This window comes from Mycobacterium sp. DL99 (assembly GCF_004762045.1).
GTDB lineage: Bacteria > Actinomycetota > Actinomycetes > Mycobacteriales > Mycobacteriaceae > Mycobacterium.
In genome coordinates this window covers 3921637-3944751 of the sequence record NZ_SJOM01000007.1, presented here as the reverse complement: position 1 = coordinate 3944751, position 23115 = coordinate 3921637, and the positions used below count along the sequence as shown (strand labels likewise).

General features: G+C 65.8%; 22 protein-coding genes. 8 read left to right on the top strand and 14 right to left on the bottom strand.

The window, feature by feature from the left end:
• Nucleotides 1-125: 125 nt before the first annotated feature.
• A complete protein-coding gene (locus EYZ64_RS19365; protein ID WP_135455798.1) occupies nucleotides 126-1100 on the top strand; it encodes a carbohydrate kinase family protein in 975 nt (324 codons plus the stop codon).
• A 91-nt stretch (nucleotides 1101-1191) separates the two neighbouring features.
• Here EYZ64_RS19365 and asnB read toward each other — a convergent pair whose 3' ends face one another.
• Nucleotides 1192-3165, bottom strand: a complete 1974-nt coding sequence (gene asnB / locus EYZ64_RS19360) for an asparagine synthase (glutamine-hydrolyzing) (RefSeq protein ID WP_135455796.1) — start codon at nucleotides 3163-3165, stop codon at nucleotides 1192-1194.
• A 190-nt stretch (nucleotides 3166-3355) separates the two neighbouring features.
• Here asnB and ctaC point away from each other — a divergent pair, with 190 nt between their 5' ends.
• The 5 genes from ctaC (at nucleotide 3356) to lpqN (ending at nucleotide 7246) form a co-directional block, all read left to right on the top strand.
• The gene (ctaC, locus tag EYZ64_RS19355) at nucleotides 3356-4393 is read left to right on the top strand and encodes an aa3-type cytochrome oxidase subunit II (protein ID WP_135455794.1); all 1038 of its coding nucleotides are present in this window, start codon (nucleotides 3356-3358) and stop codon (nucleotides 4391-4393) included.
• 12 nt (nucleotides 4394-4405) lie between these two features.
• On the top strand, nucleotides 4406-4825 hold the full coding sequence (locus tag EYZ64_RS19350; protein ID WP_135455791.1) for a cytochrome c oxidase subunit 4: 420 nt from the start codon (nucleotides 4406-4408) through the stop codon (nucleotides 4823-4825).
• Nucleotides 4826-5010: 185 nt separating this feature from the next.
• Complete coding sequence (locus EYZ64_RS19345; protein WP_135455790.1) at nucleotides 5011-5889, top strand: MmpS family transport accessory protein; 879 nt, start codon at nucleotides 5011-5013, stop codon at nucleotides 5887-5889.
• The gene (locus EYZ64_RS19340; protein WP_135455788.1) at nucleotides 5889-6470 is read left to right on the top strand and encodes a DUF2561 family protein; all 582 of its coding nucleotides are present in this window, start codon (nucleotides 5889-5891) and stop codon (nucleotides 6468-6470) included. The genes EYZ64_RS19345 and EYZ64_RS19340 overlap by 1 nt, the downstream gene beginning before the upstream one ends.
• Before the next feature lie 113 nt (nucleotides 6471-6583).
• Nucleotides 6584-7246, top strand: a complete 663-nt coding sequence (lpqN, locus tag EYZ64_RS19335; protein ID WP_135455786.1) for an envelope biogenesis lipoprotein LpqN — start codon at nucleotides 6584-6586, stop codon at nucleotides 7244-7246.
• Here lpqN and EYZ64_RS19330 read toward each other — a convergent pair.
• The 3 genes from EYZ64_RS19330 to EYZ64_RS19320 form a co-directional block, all read right to left on the bottom strand.
• Nucleotides 7236-7454 carry a hypothetical protein gene (locus EYZ64_RS19330; protein WP_135455784.1) on the bottom strand — a complete coding sequence of 73 codons (219 nt, stop codon included), beginning with the start codon at nucleotides 7452-7454 and terminating at the stop codon, nucleotides 7236-7238. The two genes, lpqN and EYZ64_RS19330, sit on opposite strands and share 11 nt — an antisense overlap.
• A 306-nt stretch (nucleotides 7455-7760) precedes the next feature.
• Nucleotides 7761-8741: a phosphotransferase gene (locus EYZ64_RS19325; RefSeq protein WP_135455782.1), complete on the bottom strand. Its 981-nt coding sequence runs from the start codon at nucleotides 8739-8741 to the stop codon at nucleotides 7761-7763.
• A 28-nt stretch (nucleotides 8742-8769) separates the two neighbouring features.
• Nucleotides 8770-10002, bottom strand: a complete 1233-nt coding sequence (locus EYZ64_RS19320) for an NAD(P)/FAD-dependent oxidoreductase (protein ID WP_135455780.1) — start codon at nucleotides 10000-10002, stop codon at nucleotides 8770-8772.
• Between the two features lie 252 nt (nucleotides 10003-10254).
• Here EYZ64_RS19320 and EYZ64_RS32070 point away from each other — a divergent pair, with 252 nt between their 5' ends.
• Complete coding sequence (locus tag EYZ64_RS32070; RefSeq protein ID WP_167857883.1) at nucleotides 10255-10404, top strand: hypothetical protein; 150 nt, start codon at nucleotides 10255-10257, stop codon at nucleotides 10402-10404.
• Entirely contained in the window at nucleotides 10401-11840 is a 1440-nt protein-coding gene (locus EYZ64_RS19315; protein WP_135455778.1) for a cytosine permease, read from the top strand. The genes EYZ64_RS32070 and EYZ64_RS19315 overlap by 4 nt, the downstream gene beginning before the upstream one ends.
• Nucleotides 11841-11922: 82 nt before the next feature.
• Here the strand turns inward: EYZ64_RS19315 and EYZ64_RS19310 are convergent, their stop codons facing one another.
• The 10 genes from EYZ64_RS19310 to ctaE form a co-directional block, all read right to left on the bottom strand.
• A complete protein-coding gene (locus EYZ64_RS19310; protein ID WP_167857882.1) occupies nucleotides 11923-12333 on the bottom strand; it encodes a cupin domain-containing protein in 411 nt (136 codons plus the stop codon).
• 25 nt (nucleotides 12334-12358) lie between these two features.
• Nucleotides 12359-13750, bottom strand: coding sequence for an aldehyde dehydrogenase family protein (locus tag EYZ64_RS19305; RefSeq protein WP_210115675.1), 1392 nt, complete (start codon nucleotides 13748-13750; stop codon nucleotides 12359-12361).
• A 57-nt stretch (nucleotides 13751-13807) separates the two neighbouring features.
• Nucleotides 13808-15220, bottom strand: coding sequence for an NAD(P)/FAD-dependent oxidoreductase (locus EYZ64_RS19300; RefSeq protein WP_135455772.1), 1413 nt, complete (start codon nucleotides 15218-15220; stop codon nucleotides 13808-13810).
• On the bottom strand, nucleotides 15217-16329 hold the full coding sequence (locus EYZ64_RS19295) for an alcohol dehydrogenase catalytic domain-containing protein (RefSeq protein ID WP_135455770.1): 1113 nt from the start codon (nucleotides 16327-16329) through the stop codon (nucleotides 15217-15219). The genes EYZ64_RS19300 and EYZ64_RS19295 overlap by 4 nt, the downstream gene beginning before the upstream one ends.
• Nucleotides 16330-16422: 93 nt before the next feature.
• Nucleotides 16423-17694 (bottom strand): LuxR C-terminal-related transcriptional regulator, encoded by a 1272-nt coding sequence (locus tag EYZ64_RS19290; RefSeq protein ID WP_135455769.1) that lies wholly within the window; start codon nucleotides 17692-17694, stop codon nucleotides 16423-16425.
• 12 nt (nucleotides 17695-17706) lie between these two features.
• The gene (locus EYZ64_RS19285) at nucleotides 17707-18399 is read right to left on the bottom strand and encodes an HAD family hydrolase (protein WP_135455767.1); all 693 of its coding nucleotides are present in this window, start codon (nucleotides 18397-18399) and stop codon (nucleotides 17707-17709) included.
• Between the two features lie 375 nt (nucleotides 18400-18774).
• On the bottom strand, nucleotides 18775-20412 hold the full coding sequence (gene qcrB, locus EYZ64_RS19280) for a cytochrome bc1 complex cytochrome b subunit (protein ID WP_135455765.1): 1638 nt from the start codon (nucleotides 20410-20412) through the stop codon (nucleotides 18775-18777).
• Entirely contained in the window at nucleotides 20409-21575 is a 1167-nt protein-coding gene (gene qcrA, locus EYZ64_RS19275) for a cytochrome bc1 complex Rieske iron-sulfur subunit (RefSeq protein ID WP_167857881.1), read from the bottom strand. Before qcrA ends, qcrB begins: the two co-directional genes overlap by 4 nt.
• Nucleotides 21572-22405 carry a cytochrome bc1 complex diheme cytochrome c subunit gene (gene qcrC, locus EYZ64_RS19270; RefSeq protein WP_210115674.1) on the bottom strand — a complete coding sequence of 278 codons (834 nt, stop codon included), beginning with the start codon at nucleotides 22403-22405 and terminating at the stop codon, nucleotides 21572-21574. The genes qcrA and qcrC overlap by 4 nt, the downstream gene beginning before the upstream one ends.
• Before the next feature lie 11 nt (nucleotides 22406-22416).
• Nucleotides 22417-23028 carry an aa3-type cytochrome oxidase subunit III gene (gene ctaE / locus EYZ64_RS19265; protein WP_135460124.1) on the bottom strand — a complete coding sequence of 204 codons (612 nt, stop codon included), beginning with the start codon at nucleotides 23026-23028 and terminating at the stop codon, nucleotides 22417-22419.
• Nucleotides 23029-23115: the final 87 nt, after the last annotated feature.

Genomic DNA, 23115 nt, shown 5'->3' with positions numbered 1-23115 from the left:
TGACCGGGAATACGGTTATACGCAGGTTAGCGCAACCCGCGACGTGCGACCGTGCGCGCAGATCGCCGCCGGGCCGCGCGGGTACTGTTATGTAGCCGACTTAACGAAATGAGGGGTGACACCACGTGACCATCGCAGTTACCGGATCCATCGCAACCGACCACCTGATGCGGTTCCCGGGCAAATTCTCCGAGCAACTGCTGGCCGACCACCTGCAGAAGGTGTCGCTGAGCTTCCTGGTCGACGATCTGGTGATCCACCGCGGGGGCGTGGCAGGCAACATGGCCTTCGCGATCGGCATCCTCGGCGGTGACGTCGCGCTGGTCGGCGCCGCCGGTCAGGATTTCGGTGAATACCGCACCTGGCTGGAGGGCGCCAACGTCGACTGCGGCAACGTGCTGATCTCCGAGAGCGCCTACACCGCGCGCTTCGTCTGCACCACCGACGAGGACATGGCCCAGATCGCCTCGTTCTACCCCGGCGCCATGTCGGAGGCACGCAACATCGCCCTGGCCGATCTGGTGGACCGGGTGGGCAAGCCGGAACTGGTGATCATCGGCGCCAACGATCCCGAGGCGATGTTCCTGCACACCGAGGAGTGCCGCAAGCTCGGCCTGGCCTTCGCCGCCGACCCCTCGCAGCAGCTGGCCCGGCTGTCCGGTGAGGAGATCCGCAAGCTCATCAACGGTGCCGCCTACCTGTTCACCAACGACTACGAGTGGGATCTGCTGCTGCAGAAGTCGGGGTGGAGCGAGGCCCAGGTGATGAGCCAGATCGGCATGCGCGTCACCACGCTGGGCGCCAAGGGCGTCGACCTGGTCAGCTCGGACGGCACGTTCGTGCACGTCGATGTGGTGCCCGAGAAGCATCAGGCCGACCCCACCGGTATCGGCGACGCGTTCCGCGCCGGCTTCCTCACCGGACGCAGCGCCGGACTGGGCCTTGAGCGCTCCGCCCAGCTGGCGTCGCTGGTCGCGGTGCTGGTTCTGGAGTCGACGGGTCCGCAGGAATGGACCTGGGACTCGGCCGAGGCCGTGCAGCGCCTGACCGATGCCTACGGGGCAGAGGCAGGCGCCGAGATCGGCAAAGCTCTGGCCTGATCCGGTCGAACCGATACAGAATCGCCCCGAAACCACGGTTTCGGGGCGATTCTGCTGGGGGCTCCACCCGCTTGCGGGGGACTGTTCGCGGTTAGAGCTGCACCGGGTAGTGCGGTTCGGAGATCTGCGGGGTCACGCTGTGCTCCACGAAGATGGCGTGCCACAGCATGAAGATCAGCACGGTCCACAACCGGCGGCTGTGATCGCTGACGCCGTTGCGGTGCTCGTCGAGCATGATGCGCACGGCGGCGAGATCGACGTACTCCCCGGCTCCGGATGACGCCGTCATGGCGTAGGCCCAGTCCATCAGCTCGCCGGCCCGCAGCCAGTGCCGGATCGGCACGGGAAAGCCCAGCTTGGGCCGGTTCAGCACATGGGCCGGGATGATCGGCTCCAGCGCGCGCCGCAGCGCGTACTTGGTCGTCGAGCGGGTGATCTTCTGATCGACCGGCAACCGCGAGGCCACCGCGAACACCTCGGGGTCCAGGAACGGCACCCGCAGCTCCAGTGAGTTGGCCATGGTGATCTTGTCGGCTTTGACCAGGATGTCGCCGCGCAGCCAGGTGAACAGATCGATGTGCTGCATGCGGGCCACCGGATCCCAGCCCTGCGACTCGGCGTACAACGGGGCGGTGACGTCGGTGTGCGTCCATTCCGGCCGGAAGCCCGGCAGGACCGCGCGCAGCTGCTCGTCGGAGAAGCTGCGCGCATTGCCGTAGTAGCGCTCCTCGAGCGTGAGCGAACCGCGGTGCAGCAGGCTCTTGCCGCGCATGCCCTCCGGCAGCGGCTTCGACACCTTGCGCAGTGACTTGCGCACCGGACGTGGCAGATAGTCGAACGGCTTCAGCGACAACGGTTCCCGGTAGATGGTGTAGCCGCCGAACAGCTCGTCGGCTCCCTCGCCGGACAGCACCACCTTGACGTGCTTGCGCGCCTCGCGGGCGATGAAGAACAGCGGAACCAGGGCCGGGTCAGCCACCGGCTCGTCCAGGTACCAGACGATCTCGGGGAGCGCCTCGACGAATTCGGCCTGGCTGACCACCTTGGTGACGTGCCGGGCGCCGATGGCTTCGGCGGACGCGACGGCCACGTCCACCTCGGAGAAGCCCTCACGCTCGAAGCCGGTGGTGAAGGTGATCAGCCGGGGGTTGTGCCGCATCGCCAGTGCCGCGGTGGCCGTCGAGTCGATGCCACCGGACAGGAACGCGCCGACCGTCACATCGGCCCGCATGTGCTTGGCGACCGAATCCTCTAGGGCGGCGGTGATCTCGTCGTAGCGGGACTGCTCGGCACCCTTGACGAACGGCACCGCATTGAACTTGGGAACGAAGTAGCGCGTCACCTCGGGGCGGCCGCCGGGCTTCATCCGTGCGTAGCTGCCCGACTCCAGCCGGCGGATGCCGCGGTGCAGCGTCTCGGGTTCGGGCACGTACTGCAGCACCGTGTAGTGCTGCACGGCCCGCGCGTCGAGGTCGAGATCGAGCTTCAGAACATCGGCAAGGTCCAGCAGGGACTTCTTCTCGCTGCCGAACGCGGTACCGCCCGGCCCGGTGGCCATGAACAGCGGCTTGATGCCGAACGGGTCCCTGGCGCAGAACAATTCGCGCTCGACGGTGTCCCACAACGCGAACGCGAACATGCCGCGAAGGCGATTCAGCGCCTCAGTTCCCCAGTAGTGGTAGGCCGCCACGATGGCCTCGCCGTCGCCGTCGGTGTGAAATACCGCACCATGTTCGGAGCGCAGTACTTCCCGTAATTCGACGTAGTTGTAGATCTCGCCGTTGAAGACCAGCACGTAGCGGTCCGGCGCATCAGCAGGTCCCCACCGCAACGGCTGATGGCTGTGCGCGATGTCGATGATCGACAGCCGGTTGAAGCCGAGGACCACGGTGCCGTCGTGTCCGTCGCCGGTGTCAGCCCAGGTGCCGGGCTCGTCGGGGCCCCGGTGACGCATCAGGTGGGAAGCGTTCGCCACGGCGTCGACCAGCCGCGATCCGGTCTCGGGGGAGATGTCACCCCGGGTGGATTCGGAAGGGGCAGTTACCAAGGCGAGCAGTCCGCACACCGCGCCAGTATGTCTGATCCGGCGGGTCGACGAGACCACCACCCGGGCCGTTGCCCCAGTCGGTCAACTCTTGTCGCGACGCCATTCCCGAGTCGCTTCGCTCCCGTGGACCGGCGTGGTCTACGCTGCGTAGTATTCGCAAAACAACGACCCGTCGCGGTCGCGAAATACCGATCTAGGAGGCGCCAACGTGACACCTCGCGGGCTTAAGAAGGTGGCCCGAGCGGCGTTGTTGACAATTGTCCTGGGTGGCTCAGCGCTCTTGCTGAGCGGCTGCAGCTGGCAGGACGCACTCGCGCTCGGTTGGCCGACCGGAATCACTCCGGAGGGCAAACTCAACCGAGAGCTGTGGATCGGCTCCGTGATTGCGTCCTTCGTGGTGGGCGCCATCGTGTGGGCCCTGATCTTCTGGTCGAGTGCGTTCCACCGGAAGAAGAAGGGCGATACCGAGCTGCCGCGCCAGTTCGGCTACAACATGCCGCTGGAGCTGGTGCTGACGGTCATCCCGTTCCTCATCATCTCGGTGCTGTTCTACTTCACCGTGGTGGTCCAGGAACGGATGCTGCACAAGGATCCCAACCCTGAGGTCGTCATCGACGTGACCGCCTTCCAGTGGAACTGGAAGTTCGGCTACCAGAAGATCAATTACGCCGACGGCACATTCAAGTACGACGGTGCCGACGAACAGCGCAAGGCTGCGATGACGTCCAAGCCCGAGGGCAAGGACGAGCACGGCAACGAGCGCGTCGGTGCGGTGCACGGCCTCAACCCCGAGGACCGCACCTACCTGAACTTCGACAAGATCGAGACGCTGGGCAACTCCACCGAGATCCCGGTTCTGGTGCTCCCGGTCGGCAAGCGCGTCGAGTTCCAGCTCAACTCCGCGGACGTGATCCACGGGTTCTGGGTGCCGGAGTTCCTCTTCAAGCGCGACGTGATGCCCGACCCGGTGGCCAACCACTCGGACAACATCTTCCAGGTCAGCGAGATCGAGCAGACCGGCGCGTTCGTCGGACGTTGCACCGAGATGTGCGGCACCTACCACTCGATGATGAACTTCGAGGTCCGGGTCGTCGAGCCCAATGACTTCAAGGCCTACATCGACCAGCGCAACGCGGGCAAGACCAATGCCGAGGCGTTGGCGGCGATCCACCAGGATCCGGTGGCCATCACCACGCACCCGTTCGACACCCGACGCGGTGAACAGGCACCGCAGGCGAGCAAGTAGGGGCTACACGCAATGCATATTGAAGCTCGACTGTTCGAGATCCTCACGGCGTTCTTCGCCTTGTCGGCGGTGGTCTACGGCGTTTTGACGGCGATGTTCGCCACCGGTGGTGTCGAGTGGGCCGGTACCACCGCGCTCACGCTCACCACCGGCCTGACCTTGATCACCGGTACGTTCTTCCGCTTCGTGGCCCGTCGTCTCGACACCCGCCCCGAGGACTACGAAGACGCCGAGATCAGCGATGGCGCAGGGGAACTGGGTTTCTACTCGCCGCACAGCTGGTGGCCGATCCTGATCGCGCTGTCCTTCTCCGTCGCCGCTGTGGGCACCGCCCTGTGGCTGCCCTGGTTGATGGTCGCCGGTATCTGCTTCGTGCTGATGGCGGTCGGTGGCCTGGTCTTCGAGTACTACTGGGGTCCTGAGAAGCACTGACCCGTCCGACGACGTGCCGATTGTGGCCTCACCGAGGTCACAATCGGGCCGTCACTTCATCCGCCACCGGCAGCGCCGGACTCGCCGGCTTCACCTCGTTCGGTAATGTTGCCGGGGCACTGTCACCAGCGAACGGTTTCGTTCGTTCCGCGTGGCAGTGAAGTTGTCGAGAAGGATAGGCGTAGATGAGCGGGCCGAATCCCCCGGAACCGGGTGCCTCCGGTTCTGATTTGCCGGATCAACCCGGAAAACACTCTGCACCCGAGGAGCCGACTCAGGTCGCCGGTGCCGATGCGGATGGCGACGAGACGGATTTCTACTCGCAGGCGTACTCCGCGCCGGAGTCGGAGCAGTTCACCAGCGGGCCGTACGTGCCTGCCGACGTGGCGCTCTACGACTACGACGACTACGACCCCGCGACCGAACTCGTCGACACCACCCCGCCGCCGCGCTGGCCGTGGGTGGTCGGCATCACGGCGATCGTCGCGGCGGTCGCCCTGGTGGCTTCGGTGGCCGTGCTGGTGACCCGAGAGGACGACACCACCAACCTGGCCACCCCACAGCCGAGTACCACCACGTCGGCGCCGCCGGTGCAGGACGAGATCACGACGACGACCCCTCCGCCTCCGCCTCCGCCCCCTCCGACGTCGGAGGAACTACCGCCTCCGCCGCCCCCGGAGACCGTGACGGTCACCGAGCCGCCGCCTCCCGTGCCTGGGCCGTCCAGCGAGGCGCCTGCGCCGGCCCCGAGCACCACGACGGCACCGCCGACCACCACCACGACCCACGCCGGACCACGTCAGGTCACCTACTCGGTGACGGGTACCAAGGCCCCGGGTGACATCATCACGATCACCTATGTCGACGGGAACGGAAACCGGCGCACCCTGCGCAACGTGTACATCCCGTGGACCTTCACGATGACCCCGATCTCCAACTCGGATGTGGGATCGGTCGAGGCGTCCAGCCTGTTCCTGGTCAGCAGGCTGAACTGCTCGATCACGGCCAGCGACGGAACCGTGCTGTCGTCGAACGCCAACAACTCGGCACAGACTGCCTGCTGATGTCCGGGCCGATCAGCGAACTCGACAACACCGACCGGGTTTTGCTGGGCGCGTGCGCCGCGGTGTGGCTCGCTGCGCTGGGTGCCGGGGTCGCCGCTGTCGTTGCCCTGGTGGACCTGGGGCGCAGTCATCCACAGGGCGCGGAAAGTGCTGACACCCCATGGGTGCTCTACACCGTGATCGGCCTGTCCGTGGTGGTGATCGCCGGAGCCGTGCCATTGCTGCTGCGGGCCCGGGCCCAGGCTGACAACCGCCAGCCCGGACGCCGGCCCCAGCCCCCGGCCCGCTCGCCGCGCCCGATCGGGGGCAGCTACCGTGCCGCGCCCGTCGCGATGAGCCGCTACACCGCGGGCGACGGTGCGGCCGCAGCGGCCGCCGATGCGATCTGGCTGCGGTTCACCTTGGCGGTCGTCTGCGCCATCGGCCTGGGGACCGCGGCCATCGGGCTGGCGACCTATCTGATGGCCACCGGCAGCAATGTGGCGGCCTGGTGCCTCTACGGATTGGCCGGGCTCGTCACGGCGGGCATCATCGCGCTGCCGATCGTGGCGCTGCGTCAGCTCGGCGCGCCGGCGTCCTGAGTTCGCGCGACGCCGGCCAGCATTGCGGGTTTTGCCGCGAAAGGCGCCGGCCGGTCGTAGCCTCGATGTCCAGATGCGGACATGGGCCAACGACACGGAAGGCAAGGCCGCGGATGAGAAAGCTCTTGGCGGGCTTGGTGACGGTCGGAGTGAGCGTCTCGCTCGTCGGTTGTGGGACCGAGACCAAGACCGAGTCGACGACCTCCGCCGCGACAACCACGAGCGCCGCGGCGGAGCGGCCGAACATCACCGGTCCACAGAAGACGATCAACGACTACATCACCGAGAACAAGATCGCCGAGACGCCGTTCAAGCCCAACGACCCCGGCACACCGGATTTCGACTTCCCGTTCCCGCCGGACTGGAGTAGCGCGGGGGACAAGACGCCCGCCTGGGCCTACGGTGCCATCGTCTACGACAAACCGGCGGATCCGGCCGATCCACCTGCCATCATCGCCATCGCATCGAAGCTGACCGGCGACGTGGACGCGGCCGAGGTCCTGGAGTACGCCCCCGGGATGACGCAGAACCTGCCGGACTACAAGTCGGTCATGGATCCTGAGAAGTCCACGTTGGGTGGCTTCGAGGCGATCCGGTCAGCCGGCACCTACAGCCACGACGGCGAAGCCCGGGTGATCGCCCAGAAGACCGTGGTCATCCCCGGCAACGACGCATTGTTCGTGCTGCAGCTCAACGCTGATGCCCCAGAAGGGCAGAAGGACGTGGTGATCGACGCAGCCAAGATCATCGACGAGCAGACCAAGATCACCCCGTAGCGGAGACCATCGACATGAAGATCCGAACCAGGGCATCCGAGCTCCTGTTGGCGACTCTGTGCAGCACGATGCTGGCCTCCGCGTTCCTGGGGGCAGCACCGCCGGCGACGGCGGCTCCCTGTCCGGGCGGAAGCACCCTGGACCCGACCACCGGCGTCTGCTGGTCGGAGAACAGCCCGAGCAACAGTTTGGGCGGCTCCGGCAACATCCCTTGCCTGCCAGGGCGTGTGGGCCTGTGCCTCGGTGCTCTGCAGAACACTCCGATTCCGGGCTCGGCGCTGAGGACGTCCTATCCACCCGCCGGGCCGGCGCCACGATCGGGGCCCAAAGGCACCTGGCCGTAAGCGCTGCGGGCACCCGCATCTAAACGCTGCGGCGGAGACCCCGTGGTGGACATCGCCGTAGCGTCAAGCGCGGTGTGGCAGGGCTAGTCGATCACCCCGCCGTGGCGGACCCGAGAAGAGGTCAATCCCGTTCCTGATCAAGAGGTTTCGATTCGTGGTGTAACGCGTCGTCAATTTGTGGCTGGAACGGTGTGTTCGAGGAGCTCTAGGGCTTCGATGAACTCTTCGCTATTGGTCGTGGTGGCCATGTTGTCCAGGCACTCGTGCGCGTACTGGGCGTGGTCGAACTCATCGAGGAAGTCGATGCCGTCGGCAAGTGCGGACCAGAGTCCTTCACGCAGCATGCTGATGAATCGATAGACCCGAACGACGGCCAGCGGCCGCCTGTTGTCGCCTGACGGGTCGTAGGACTGGATGAGGAACTCTTCCTCTGCGGCCGACAGTTCGGTGCGAGCAGCGAAGTGACCCAGATCCATGTATCTGTCGCCGGCGCCGACGTATTCCCAGTCGAGCAGGGTCACTCGTTCTCCATCGGGGGCGAGGATGATGTTCACGTGTGTCGCATCGGTGTGCACCTGGCACGCCTCGTACGGTCCGCGGGCACTCCGGATCCGGTCGACGAGGTCGAGCGTCCATCGGAAGTTTTCCAGCATCGCCGGGTTCTGTTCGCGGATCCGGGCGGCGAGCCACGCCATCCCGTCGAAGGGATCTGAGACGAGGCCGGGGGTGGCGTCGCCCCGCGTCGTGTCGTGCAGCCGTCGTAAGGTCTGAGCCGTCAAACGAATTGCCAGCTTCCTGTCGGTCACATCGGACAGTCTTGTGCCGCTGACGAATTCGACGACAGTCACACCGAGATCGTCGAACGAGCGGAGCAATTCGGGGGCCAGTCCGATCGCTGTCATCTGCGGCCATATCCGCATCTGGTTGTCACGGAGAATGCCGATCTCGGCTGCCTGGGCTGCCGGCAGCTGTTCCTGTATCACGACGACACGGTCGGGTTGACCGACGGGAGTGACAGTCACCTTAAAGTTGCGGTTGGTCATCCCGTCGTCCAGCGACTCGGAGGTCCAAGTGGCGTCCGGCCAGATTCGGTCGACGACGCTGCTGATGAGGTCCAAGTGGCGGTTGGCGTCTGTGATGGCAACGGTCATTGATTCATCCTTAGAAACGGGGCGCGGCTCAGGCGCGCTGCGGTAGCCGCGGGTAGTAGTTCTCGCAAATGGCCTGAGCCGAGCGACGGGCGTCTTCCCAGGTCCATGTGCGTGGCACGAAGCGATTGGGACTCATGGCGGCCACAGCCGGCGACACGTCGCCGGACAGGCTCTCGACGACGTGGCGCCCGATGTGCAACGAACCCTGTACACCGTGCGCGTTGCAGCCTGCTGCCATGACGAGACCGGGCAGCGCGTCCACCGGGCCGATGAGGAACTGTCCATCGGGTGTGAAGCCGGGCCACCCCGTGAACGCGGTCCGGATGCCGAGGTCGGCTACCTCGGGGATGACGCGGCTGAGCCCTTCGACGAACTCCCCGAGGACTTCCCAGTTCTCGTGGCGCGCGATGGTGCTGTCGGAACTCAGTGTTTCCGGTGCGATCGAGGTGCCGTTGTTCTCGAACCCGCCGATCAGCAGACTCTCTCCCTCACCCCGCGCGTACACCTGTACCTCGGGGATCCGCAGGCACGGGCTCGCCGAGCTCCACCCATCGGTATCGGCCGTGATGAGGTACTGAACGAGCACCGGGACGACGGGCAGCTCTATTCCCGCAGTCCGGAGAAGGGCGCCGGCCCACGGGCCGGCCGCGTTGATGACGAGTTCACTTTCGATCTGGCCTTTGTCGGTGAGCAGGCCGGTGACGCGGCCGTCGGTGACCGTCAACTCCCGCACCTGGGTGTGCGGCACCACCCGCACGCCGAGTTGTCTCGCGCCGGCGAGATAGCCTCCCGTGACACTGTTGGGCTGCACGAATCCGTCGCTCGGACACCAGAGCGCCAGCCGCACCTGACTGACGTCGGTCAGTCCGGGACACAGTTCCTGTGCGCGGGCACCGCTGACGATCTCGACGTTCAGCCCTGCAGATTTCGCGATGTCGGCCATCCTGCGGAAATCGGCAGCGGTCTCCTCGGACAACGCCACCCGCAGGCTGCCGGTCTCGCGCCAGTCGGAAGATATTCCGAGTTCGGACTCCATCCGGCGATAAAACTCGGCGGACTCCATGCTGGCCCGAGTTGCCTCGACTGTGGAGCGGGGCTGGCCGACAAGGCCGGCGGCTTGCGCGGTGGTCGCCGCTGCCATGTCCGCTGTGTCGACAATCTGAATATCGTCATAGCCAGCTCCAGCGAGGGCATACGCGACCGACGCACCTATCGCGCCGCCACCGATGACGGTGATCCTGCTGTCACGAATACTGCTCACGGATGGTGTTCCTCTCGCATCCCCACATCGTGGGCTCGACGTCGTCGTATGACGCTATGCGCGCATGACTGCGGTCACCATAGGACCTTGCACTCGATAGCTCGTGGGACCCCGCCTACGAGGGGCTGGGCCACGGATCCGCCCCGGGGGGAGTCCTAGATTTGCGCGTCGGAAAAGTCCTATTCATCATTTCTCAACGTCTCCATAGTGTGACTCTCCGCACAGTGAACCTTCTACCGATGGGGAGAGACCGTGGACGACGACCTCGCCGCGCAACTGGTCGACTTCGACCAGCACCACCTCGGCGATCCTGTTGATCGCCTCACTTTCATGAAACTTGTGGTGACGACGGTCTTGTTGCCGGTCCTCGCCCTGCTCGCCGGCGGGATGTGGCTGAGATGAGTGACACCGCGGGCGAATCGAGCCGCCCCATCCACTCATCCGAGCGAACCTGGGGTCCGCTGGCGGTCTTCGGCAGCACCGCGGCAGCCGCCATCGCGGTGTGGTGTTTCATCACCGGCGGCTTTGTCGCGGCCTATGAGAATGCCGCTCGCGGTTCCATCGCCATCGTCGCAGGGACACTGATCGGGGTCTTCCTCTCGTTGCTGGCAGCACTGCCGCCCGCTACGCGTTACGGCGTGGAGGCGGTGCGTTCGACCAGGCCGACGCTCGGCACTCGAGGTTCGTGGTTCACCCTTGCGTTGGTGATGGCGATCCTCGTGGGCTGGAATTCCGTGCTGACGATCTATCTCGGGAGGTCCGCCGCGGAGACGCTCCATGCGCTCAATGTCGTTGATTCATCGAACAGTTGGGCGCTGTCGACCGCGTTCGGGCTCATGTCCTGCACGGTCGTGGTTTCGGTGCTGTGGAGAGGCCCGGCGGTGCTTCGTCTGGCAGGCCCGGTCATCGCGATCACGGTGATGGTGATCGCGATGATCATGGTGGCGTTCATGATCGCGAAATACGGCCTGGACGTCATCTTCTCGGCGCAGGCCATCGACCCCTTGCCGGACGAGCCGACCAACTACATGATCGTGGTCGAACTCGGCATCGCCGGTGCCGTCGCCTGGTGGCCCTACATCGGCGGCCTGACCCGTCACGCTCGGTCAACCCGTACCGCGGTGATGCCGTCGGTGCTCGGGCTCGGCCTGCTCATGGGGCTGATTCTGTGCGTCGGCCTGTTCGCTGCCGTCGTACTGCCCGCCTCGGCAGGGAACCCGACGCTGTTCATGATCGAATCCGGCGGTCCTGCACTGGGTCTCGTGGCATTGGCCTTCATGGTGATCTCCACGATCGGCACCACGATGGCTGGTGTGTATGCCTGCTCGCTCGCGCTCAAACAGATTCCCGCCCTGGACCGGTCGATCTCCTGGCGCACCGCGACGATCATCAGTGCCATTCCCGTGGCCGCGGTGGTGGTTCTCTTCGCAGAACCGTTCATGGCCCACTACGGAACATTTCTCGCGTTCGCGGGTGTCACGCTCGGCCCGCTGTGTGGGGTGCAGATCGCGGACTACTTCGTCTTGCGCCGTCAACGTCTCGACATCCGTGGTCTCTACGACGACAGTGTGCCGACCTACCGGTACTTGGCGGGTTTCAACCCGGCCGGATTCGTGGCGCTCGCGGCCGGTGTGTCGACGTATCTGTTCATGCTCGACCCGTTGAATTTCGTGCCTGGGTCGCAAGCCTTCTCGTGGATGAGTGCTACCGCGCCAGCCGCGGTGGCCGCCGGGTCGGTCTACCTGGTTCTCATGAAGACGGTTCTCGGGCTGCCGGCGAAGTCACTGCCGCAGTCCGGTCCGGCGCTTCCCGCACCGGTACCTGCACCGAAGGTCTGAGAACACCCACGTCCATAACCGATGAGAGAAGGGCCGGGAACCGGCCCTTCTCTCATCGCGTCGTCGGCTGGACTGAATCAGGTCACCGTGCCGGAGATCCGCCTGCCTCATCCGGGAATCGGCCCATGCTGTACTCGGCCCAGATGGCCCGGTCTGGTGGTCCCCATACGACGATGAGCCGCAACGAGCCCTCGCCGACGTTGCGGACATCGTGCTCGGCTCCGACCTTGGCCAGCAGCGCATCCCCGGCGCCCATCCGGGTGATGCGGCCGTCGATCATCACCTCGGCGTCACCCTCGACGACGATGTACAGCTCTTCGAGAGGGCGCCCGGGGTGATGAACATGCGCACCCTCAGACGCCCCGGGCGCGATAGTCCACGCCTGAACAGCGACGGGCAGCTCGGTCTGTTTCCGGAAATACCACTGAACTGGGACCGTCCCGCCCGCGTACACCGGCCAGTCGAAGGTGCCGTCGTCGCGTCGCTCGATCATCTCTGCTCCCGTCACCCGCAATCCGTCACCGAGCGATGTAGTACAGCCGCTTGTTCGTGAACTCATCGATGCCGAGCGCACCCAACTCCCGACCGAACCCCGACGCCTTGGCACCGCCGAACGGCATGTCGGCTGCCTCGGCCGAGTAGGTGTTGACATGGGTCATGCCGACGTCAAGACGTTCCGCGACCGCCGCGGCACGCTTCTCGTCGGTCGCAAACACCGAACCGCCGAGACCGAACCGCGTATCGTTCGCCAGTCGCACGGCGTCATCGTCACTGTCGACCGCGTAGACCACGGCGACCGGGCCGAAGACTTCCTCGTGGTAGATCTCCATGTCTCGGGTCACGCCGGAAATGACCGCAGGGGCGATGTAAGCGCCCGGGCCGTCGATGACAGTGCCGCCCACGTGAAGTGTTGCGCCCTTGTTGACGGCGTCAGAGATCTGGTCCGCGATGGTGAGCGCTGCTGCGCGCGACACCACCGGGGCGAACTCGTCGGCCCCGAGGTTTGTCGGGTCTCCGGGCTTCAGCCCAGTCGCCGCGTCGATCAGCGCGGCCAGGAATTCATCGTAGGAGTCTCGCCCCACGATGAGCCGCTTGTTCGAATTGCAGGCCTGGCCCATGTTGGACATCCGGATGCGCCACGCGGCTCGGGCCGCAGCTGCGGGGTCTTCGGCGTCCAGAACCACGTAGGGATCCGAGCCGCCGAGTTCCAGCACGACCCGGGTGAGGTGCTGTCCGGCCTGGGCTGCCACGGCTGCACCGGCTCGCTCGGAGCCGGTGACCGAGACCCCCTGAATGCGAGAATCTGCGATAAGTGCGCCGACTTGTTCGAAACTGGCGTACAGGTTCGTATACGCCCCCGCGGGGAGTCCGGCTTCACTGAGCAGAGCAGCGATCGCAGCTGACGACCACGGGCAGTTCTCTGCGTGTTTGACCAGCACCGTGTTGCCGACGAGCAGATTCGGTGCCGCAAACCGCGCCACCTGGTAATAGGGATAGTTCCACGGCATGACACCGAGGACGACGCCGATCGGGCGCTGCTGGATCACGGCTTGGTCGTCGCCGGGTGCCACGATCGGCTGGTCGGCAAGCAGGGCAGGCCCTTCGGCGGCGTAGTAGCGGAAGATCGCGGAAGCGAAGCGTGCCTCGCCCTCGGCGGAGCTGATCTTCTTGCCCATTTCCGTGGTCACCAGCTTGGCGAGCTCGTCGGCCTTGGCGTCGAAGTAGTCCGCGGCGGCGGCCAGGACCCGGGCGCGCTCGTCGATCGACGTTGCGGCCCAGGCGTTTTGCGCATCAACTGCGGACAGGAGCGCCTGCTCGACGTCGGCATCGGTGGCAGTGGGAATGGTGGCGAGGAGTTCCCCGGTTGCGGGATTCGTCACCTGATACGGCGGTTGGTGTGACACGAATATGACCTCTCTGCGGCGGTTGTTTCGAGTGGGACGGATGTGGGGGTGTGGCTGCCGAGGTCAGCCGGGCGGGAGCACCGGGCCCAACAGGCGGATGCGCTCAGCGGTCCGGCCGGTGCGGTCTTCGTGGCGGTCGGCTCCGTTGAGAATCCGGACGATTGCCGTTGCCGCCAGATACCGCAGGGGTTCGGGCTCCCACCGTCGACTGCGGTGCCCAACCCACGCGGCCGCGCTGTAGTCGGTGTGGTGTCCGGTGACGAGGTCGGCGAGCCCTCGACCGGCAGCGTAGGCGGCGACGATGCCATGCCCCCCGTACCCGCCGGCAGTGCCGACGCGCGTGTCCGGATTCCAGGCGACCGACATACTCCAATCTCGCGGCACCGCCAGTGCCCCGCCCCATCGATGGGTTATGGCAGCGCCGCGGACCTGCGGAAAATGCGCCCTCAGTGTCTCTTCGAGGCGTCGCCACACCGGGCGGTCACGCTCACTGAACTCGGCTAGGGGGTCGCGGAGGCGGTAGGGCGCACCGCGGCCGCCGATCGCAATGCGGTCGTCCGCGGTGCGTTGGGCGTAGAAGAACAGATGGCGCCGGTCACGGATGGTCAGCCCGTGTGGCCAGCCCAGCTCGTCCCAGACGGTGCTGGGCAGTGGCTCGGTGGCGATCATCATGGACGTGAGGGGGAGATACGGCGCTCCACTTCGTGGCAGCTGGCCAGTCCAGGCTTCGGTGGCGCGCAGCACGGTGTCGGCACGCACCGCGCCGAGCTGCGTGCGGGCCAGCCCCGACTCGATCGACGTGACCGAGCTTTGTTCGTGAATCACCACTCCGCGACGTACACATGCTTCGGCGAGCCCACGAACCAACCTGGCGGGCTGGAATCGTGCGCAATGGGGTGTGAAGAGTCCCCCAGAGACGCTCGGAGTGCGAACCATCGCCCGTACCTCGTCTGCAGACAAGAGCCGCGCTCCGGGCTCGGCGAGGCCGGAGCGCACCGCTGCGGCGTGGCTGTTCTGGAGTCTGGCCCACTGAGGTTCGGTCGTGGCGACGACGAGCGTGCCGCCTTTGACGAAGTCAGCGGCAATGCCCTCTTCGTCGATGACGCGGCCGATTTCGTCGATCGCGGTCTCGAAGAGCCGTGCACCGTCGAGTGTCCGTTTCCAGCCCGCGCTCTTTGCGTAGAGTTTCGCGCTGCCCGCGAGGCCGGCACCGCACCAGCCGCCGTTGCGGCCTGCGGCGCCGAAACCGACGACGTGCCGCTCGAGTACGACGATCCGAGCGTCCTGACGCCTCTTGGCCAGATGCAGGGCGGTCCACAGACCGGTGAACCCGCCGCCGATGATGACGATATCGGCGGTCGTGTTACCGGTCAGCGGTGGCCGGGGCGCGATATCGCCCAGCTGATCAAGCCACAACGACCGTGACCGGATGTCGAAGGATTCGCCGGCGCCCGTGGTGATCTGTGCACCGGTCATGGGATGTCCACCACGATGCGGCCGGAGGTGGCGCCGGCAGCCATGCTGGCGAATGCCTCGTTGATGTCGGTCAGAGCGACGCGGTCACCGATCAGTCGATCCAGGGGGAGCAACTGACGTGCATACATGTCGAGGATGCGCTGGAAGTCGATCGATGGACGCGCCGAGCCGTAGTTGCTGCCGGTGAGGGTCAACTCACGGCCCGACATCCGCATCGGATCGATCGAGATCCGCTCGCCCGAGGCGACTTGGCCGACCACCACCGCGGTCCCGCCGGGGGTCAGGCACTCGTAGGCCTGTTCCACCGCCCGCGCACGGCCCGTCGCCTCGTAGGCCACCTCGACTCCGCGACCGTTGGTGATGTCGCCAACGGCATCGACCACGTCGTGTTCGCTGGCGTTGATCGTGTGAGTTGCGCCCAGCTCCTTGGCGAGATCGAGCTTGTCCTGGGCGAGGTCGACGACGATGAGACTGCCCGGCGACTGCAGCCGCGCGCCCATCACCACCGACAGTCCCACCCCGCCGGCCCCGATGACCAATACATTGTCCGAGGCTTCGGGGGAGTGGGTGTTGATGGCCGCTCCCACGCCGGTGGTCACTGCGCACCCGACAAGGGCGGCGACGCCGGGATCGACATCACCGGCGATCTTGATGGCGCCGTACGCGGGCACCACGGCGTACTCGGCGAATGATCCGACCGACAGATAGCTGTGGACGTTCTCGCCGGCGCTGGAGCGTATCCGAGTGCTGCCGTCGGGCAGGACGTTGCGGTAGGCGGTCGACGCGGCGACCTGGCAGAGCTGAGGTCGACCCGAGGCGCAGTAGCGGCAGAGGCCGCATGACGGAGTCCAGGACAGGACGACGTTGTCACCCGGCGCGAGGGTGGTGACTCCGGACCCGACAGACTCGACGACACCGGCGCCCTCGTGACCGAGTACGACGGGCGGGTTGGCACTCCAATCACCGGTGAGCACGCGGTAGTCGCTGTGACAGACGCCTGCGGCGCTGATCTTCACCCGAACTTCTCCGTCGTCCGGCTCGGCGAGGTCGACTTCTTCGAAAGTGAGCGGCGCGGAGGGCGATCTGAACACTGCGGCTTTCATCTGCATGGCACCGAACCTAGGTTCGCGTGATCCATGCCTCCATAGGGTCTTCCGGCGCCGACACGGTAGGACCCCTCCCGGCAGCTGCCGTCACCGTGATCAGAGGAACTGGACTGCCTGCGTTCGGCTGGTCACGCCTAGCTTCCGGTAGATGGAGGTGAGGTGATTCTGGAGCGTCTTTGGGGAGATTCCGAGGTTGGCCGCGATCTCCCGATTCGAGGTGCCCAAAGTGAGCCCTTCGAGCACGCGACGCTCACGCGGAGTGAGCGACTGTACGGTCGGCCGCGCGAGCGCGATGGGCAGGACGATGCGTGTACCCGGGTTCCCGGCCGAGTCCACCGCTTGTTCGAGCGTGCCTGAAAGGCCGCGGACCGTCACAGCGGTGTCGGCGGGTAGCTCAGTGAGTGTGTCGGCAGATGGCGCGCGGGGCCGGTCGTCGCACACTTGAATCCACATATGGTCGCCGCGACGACCGAGGTGCAGGGTGACCTCACCCTCCGCGGCGAGGACGGCGGACTGTACTAGCGCGTGCATCAGTAGATAGAGGCGCGTCGTGAGCTCCAGCGGCAGGCTGGTGGGCCACTCAGCGACTTCGAAATGGATCTGCTTTCCGGCATGTTGGGCAAACCGCTCCGTGATGGCCTCACGAACCAGTGGAACCATGTCGACCCATTCCACAGTGGACTCTTCGAGCTCACTCGCGAGCGCCCGGAGCCGGTCGCCGAACTCTCTTCCGGGTTCGCCGGGCTGCTCGGCTTGCTCGCGGAGCAGGCGGGCGACCTCGCGGCGTTGGGTGTCTGCGGCAGTAAGTGCCTGAGTGGTCCACTGACGAAGTACCTGAGCCCGTTCCTCACGCAGAAAACGCAGTTCATCGACCATCAGAAGGCTCTCGACGACCGAACTGACGAACGACGCGATCAATTCGATCGATTCGACTTCAGACACCGAGAATGTGCGTGGCTCCTTGTCGAAGACCTCGATGATCCCGAGGCGCCGCTGGCCGCGGAGCAGCGGCACGCACACGTATCCGCGAAGGTGCTCCTCACGTACGACGCTCCTCGGGACCTCGCGGCTGGCGCTGAGATCGGTGACGGTCAGCGGCTCACGCAAACCGAAAGCCTGACCGGCGAGCCCCTCGTGCAGCGACCAGGTGGTGATGCCTTCCACGTAGGTCTCGGACAGCCCACGACTGGCTGCGAGGACGTAGCGTTGCGTCGACAGATCCGCGTAGGAGAGCGCCCCGATCCGGGCGTCCACCATCTCCAGCGCGGTGTCGAGCGCGGCGCTGAGACTGGTGCCGGCGTCCCCCGCGTAGCGCAGCAGATGAGCGAGCCGGCGCAGAATCCGATAGTTGCGGGAGTCGTCTTGCATGCTCAGGAGAGTCTAGGACTTGGCGGGCGGGATGTGCCTGAGGTCGCCGGCAGCCATGATGGTCCGCAGGTACGCCGGATCGATTCCGGCCAACCCGTCGACGACGGCTCCGTTCACGTCGGTGTCGAGCACGTGGTCATTGGGTGCAGCGAGTACCCGGCAACCGGCGGCGGCGGCGCTGACGATTCCCGTTGTGGAGTCCTCGATCGCCAGGCAGGTGGTCGGCTCAAGTCCCAATGCACGCGCCGCGGCGAGGTAAGGCGCCGGGTGCGGCTTGGGATGGTCGACCTCATCCCCGGTGACCACGACCGCGAAGGTATCCGGCTCGAGGTGCTCCAGCACAGGCTCGACGAGACGGCGATAGGACATGGTCACGAGCGCGCACGGAATGGATTCGGCGCGGATGGCGTCCAGCAGTTCGCGGGCGCCGGCCCGCCAGGGGACGCCTGCGCGGAGCCGGGCAGCCACGCCCGACACCATTTCAGCTACCAGCGCGTGGGTGTCCTCACCGGTGTCGAAGTGCGCGGCGATGACTTGCGCCGTATCGAGCAGGCCCAGCCCCACGAGTTCACGGGTGCGCGCATCGTTCCAGGAACGACCGCGTCGCTCGGCCATCTCGGTCCACGTCGCCGTCCATTGGTCATGACTGTCGACCAGAGTGCCGTCGAAGTCCCAGAGCACCGCCGCCGGGACGCCGGTCACCACGCAGTAGCCAGCTGGCGCGCGGCGTCCAGGCCTGGGCGGCCGGCCGGAAGGTGGTGTGCGACTGCTGTTCCGTCGCGTGGCGAGTACATCTCGTTGAACTCCTCATGGATTTCTGCTGCCGTGGCCCGGTCAGAGTAAGCAGGGCGCGGCATCCACAACCATGGGAGATTCGTGCACGCGTCATCTGGGACCCCTCCTGGGCCATCGGGTCTCGTTGGCCCGACCAACCTGCTGCGCGGTCGGCGTCTCGGTGGATCGAGTGTTGGCTCCACCGCACAGAACTCCGCACATAAGACAATCGCCGCAACCTCTCGAAGAGGTTGCGGCGATTGTTCGAGCTCGACGGCGGGGCCGTCAGTCAGGCTAGGGGAGTGGTCAGTGATGACCGTTGGTCTCCCCGTTGCCGTTTCGCTCCTGCTGTTCGCGCAGAGCGGTCAGGGCCTTGTGCTCGGAGGCGTGTGCAGCCTCGGTGAGCGCGTCGTGCTCGACCGCCGGATCGGCGAACAAGAAGCTGCCGGTGCCGGGCGAGCCGGCCGAACCGAGCTTGTTCATCCGTTTCGGCAGGGCAGCACCCTGGTACTCCAGCGGGATCGGGTGACCGTGATCGTCGACCGGTCCCAGCGGCTGGTGCAGCTCCACGTAGGCACCGTGCGGCAGGCGCTTGATGATGCCGGTCTCGATGCCGTGCTCTAGAACCGCACGGTCGCTGCGCTGCAACGAGATTGCCCATCGGTAAGCGATGAAGTACACGATGCCCGGCAGCACCACCATGCCGATACGGCCGATCCACGTGGTCGCGTTCAGCGAGATGTGGAACTTGAGCGCGATGATGTCGTTCATCGCGGCCAGGGTCAGCACCATGTAGAACGCGATCGCCATGGAACCGATCGCGGTACGCACCGGCACGTCGCGCGGACGCTGCAGCAGGTTGTGGTGTGCGTCGTCGCCGGTGACCTTCCTCTCGATGAAGGGGTAGGCGATCAGCAGACCGAAGACACCGCCCATGATCAACGCGACCCAGACCACCGCGGGGATGGTGTGGCCGAAGGGGTAGAACTCCCAGGCCGGCCAGATACGCGCCAGGCCTTCGGTCCACATCATGTAGAAGTCGGGCTGGCTACCCGCCGAGATCTGAGACGGCTTGTACGGGCCCAGATTCCAGATCGGGTTGATCGTCAGCAGGCCGCCCATGAGGCCGAGCACACCGGTGATCATCGCGAAGAACGCACCGGACTTCACCGCGAACACCGGCATGACGCGCACGCCGACCACGTTGTGCTCGGTGCGGCCGGGGCCGGGGAACTGGGTGTGCTTCTGGAACCACACCAGCGCCATGTGTGCGCCGATGAGGGCCAGGATGATGCCCGGGATCAGCAGGATGTGCAGTGCGTACAGACGCGGGATCAGGATCTCGCCGGGGAAGTCCCCACCGAACAGCGCCCAGTGCAGCCAGGTTCCGATGATCGGCATGCCCAGGGTGATCGAGGACAGCGCGGCGCGCAGGCCGATGCCGGACAGCAGGTCGTCGGGCAGCGAGTAACCGAAGTAACCTTCGAACATCGCCAGGATGAGCAGCAGCGAGCCGATCACCCAGTTGGCCTCACGCGGGCGGCGGAACGCACCGGTGAAGAAGATGCGCGCCATGTGCACCATGATCGACGCGGCGAACATCAGTGCGGCCCAGTGGTGGATCTGGCGGACGAACAACCCGCCGCGCACCTCGAAGCTGATCTGCAGCGCGGACTCGTAGGCCCGCGACATCTGAACGCCCCGAAGCGGTTGGTACACACCGTCGTAGGTGACGTGTGCCATCGACGGATCGAAGAACAACGTCAGCCAGACACCGGTGATCAGCAGCACGATGAAGCTGTACAACGCGATCTCACCCAGCAGGAAGGACCAGTGGGTGGGGAACACCTTGTTCAGCTGGCGGCGTACCGCGGCCGAGGGGTGGTAACGGGAATCGATCGCATCGCCTTGTGCCGCTGCGATCTTGGCAAGGTCAGGGCTCATGATTTGCGCTCCCAGAATGCCGGTCCGACGGGCTCTACGAAGTCGCCGTTGGCGACCAGGTAGCCGTCTTTGTCGATGGTGATGGGCAGCTGCGCCAACGCGCGCGCAGCCGGACCGAATATGGGCTTTGCGAAGTGCAACGCGTCGAACTGCGACTGGTGGCACGGGCAAAGGATGCGGTAGGTCTGCTGCTCGTACAGTGACGAGGGGCAGCCCAGGTGCGAGCAGACCTTGGTGTAGGCGAACAGCTCACCAAAGTTGAAGCTCTCCTGGCCCTTCCGCTTGACCACGCGGGGCATGTCGGCCGGCTTGATGCGGATCAACATGACCGGGTTGCGGACACCCATCGAGATCGTGGTCAGGTGATGCTCGGACTCGACGGTGGTGCCGTCGCCGTCCGACTCCCGCCAGGGGAAGACGGTTTCCATGCCACCGGCGTCGAGATCCTCGGGCCGCATCTTCACGAACGGAGATGAGCCGGGCCGACCCGTCGCGCGGGCCAGGTAGATGGTCTCGCCGTGGAACCGGGGCGTCCACCCCGAGGTCCACAACACGGCCTTCTTGCCGTCGGCGGTGGGCACCACGGGCTTCCACGGGTTCTTGATCAACCCGCCGATGAAGGCCACCAGGGTGCCGGCCCCGAAGGCGCCGAGGCCGATGCCCAGCGACAAGCCGATCAGCTTGCGGCGCTTGACGGTCGAGCCTTCGAGAGCGTCGGTCAGGTTGGCTGCGATGGTCTTGCGGTGCAGCTCGGGGGAGCGCCCGTCATGGCGGTCCTGGACCGAGATCTCCTCGGGGATGAACTTCTTCTGGAACAGCACCGCGCCGATGCCGATCGCCAGGATCGACAGGCCGAAGGTGAGGCCGTACAGCGGGGTGGCCAGCGAGTAGAGGAACTCGCCCTCCGAACCGAAGGGCTGGTACTCCCACGGCCAGAACAGGAAGACCAGCAGCAGCGCCAGGCCCGAGAGCCCGCCGAGGAGGAGCCAGTACGCGACCAGCCGCTCGGTGCGCTTCTCGGCCTTGGTGCCGGGGACCGGCCAGCGCGGCTCCTTGAAGATGGTCTCGACGCCGTCGATCTTGCCGCCGAGCTCAACGAGGTCCTCACGCGACATCGAAGCCAGCTCGTCATCGCTGGGAATCTTCGGTGCGTTGTCGGTCATGCTCGTGCCCCGATCCACATTGCCACGCCGATAGCGGCGACCATTCCGATTATCCACATCGCCATGCCCTCGGGAGCGGGGCCGAAGCCGCCGAGCCCGTAGCCGCCGTAGCTGGGAGTCTCAGCCGACTCGCGGACGTAGGCGACGATGTCGCGCTTCTCTTCCGGCGACAGCTGACGGTCCGAGAACTTGGGCATGTTCTGCGGGCCGGTCTGCATCGCGGTGTAGATCTGGGCCGGCTTGGTGTCGCCGAGGTCCGGCGCGTACTTACCGGAGGACAGGGCGCCGCCCTTGCCGGTGAAGTTGTGGCAGGACGCGCAGTTCAGCCGGAACAGGTCGGCGCCGCGGGCCACGTCGGACCCGATCAGCGACTCCTGGGCAATGGCGCCGTTCGCGTCGCGGATCACCGTCGGGCCGCCGCCGTTGGCCTGAACGAACGCGCCGAGCGCGTCGATCTGGTTCTCGTCGAAGTGCTCGGGCTTGGACGGTGCCTGGGCCTCACCGCGCATCGCGGGCATGCGACCGGTCGAGACCTGGAAGTACACCGCGGCCTCGCCGGTGCCGATCAGGCTGGGCCCGCGGTCGGGCACACCCTGCAGGTTGGCGCCGTGGCATGACACGCACGACGTCTCGAACAGTTGCTTACCCGTGCGCAGCAGTGCCGACTGAGATTCGTCGGCGACTGCGACCTGCGGTGTGGGTGTCAGCGTGGCCGCAACACCACCTGCGACTGACAGGCCGACCAACAGCAGGAGACCTGCTGACAGTCGTCGGCGCAGTCGTCGGCGCGACTTGCTGGTCATCGAACCCCTTCTCATCGAGTCGATCATCGGCCAGCCGATCATCGGACAAAGTAGATGGTGGCGAACAGCGCAATCCAGACGATGTCGACGAAGTGCCAGTAGTACGAGACGACGATCGCTGCGGTGGCCTGCGCGGGCGTGAACTTACTCATCTTGGTGCGGGCCAGCAGCAAGATGAACGCAACTAGTCCGCCGATCACGTGCAGGCCGTGGAAACCGGTCGTCAGATAGAAGACCGATCCGTAGGCACTGCCCGGGATGGTGGTGCCCTCCTTCACCAGGTGGATGTACTCGTACCCCTGGCCCATTACGAAGAACAGGCCCATCAGGAACGTGATCACATACCACCGGCGCAGGCCGAACACGTCGCCGCGCTCGGCGGCGAACACGCCCATCTGGCAGGTGAAGGATGACGCGATCAGAACCAGCGTCACCGGAACAGCAAGGGCCAAATTGAGTTCGGTCGGCTCGGGCGGCCAGTTGCCACCGGCTTGCGCGCGCGCGGTGAAATACATCGCGAAGAGTCCAGCAAAGAACATGAGTTCACTGGAAAGCCACACGATGGTGCCGACACTGACCATATTTGGTCTGTTCAGCGAATGAACGCGCGACGTGATTGCCGTTCCCGAGGTACCTACAGCGCTCGTCACATCCGCAAGTATGACGCTTTGTAGTTGTCGAACTCCACCCGGGTCGAGCAATTGATCTTCAAACGCGTCGCCCTCGGGTCGGCTGCA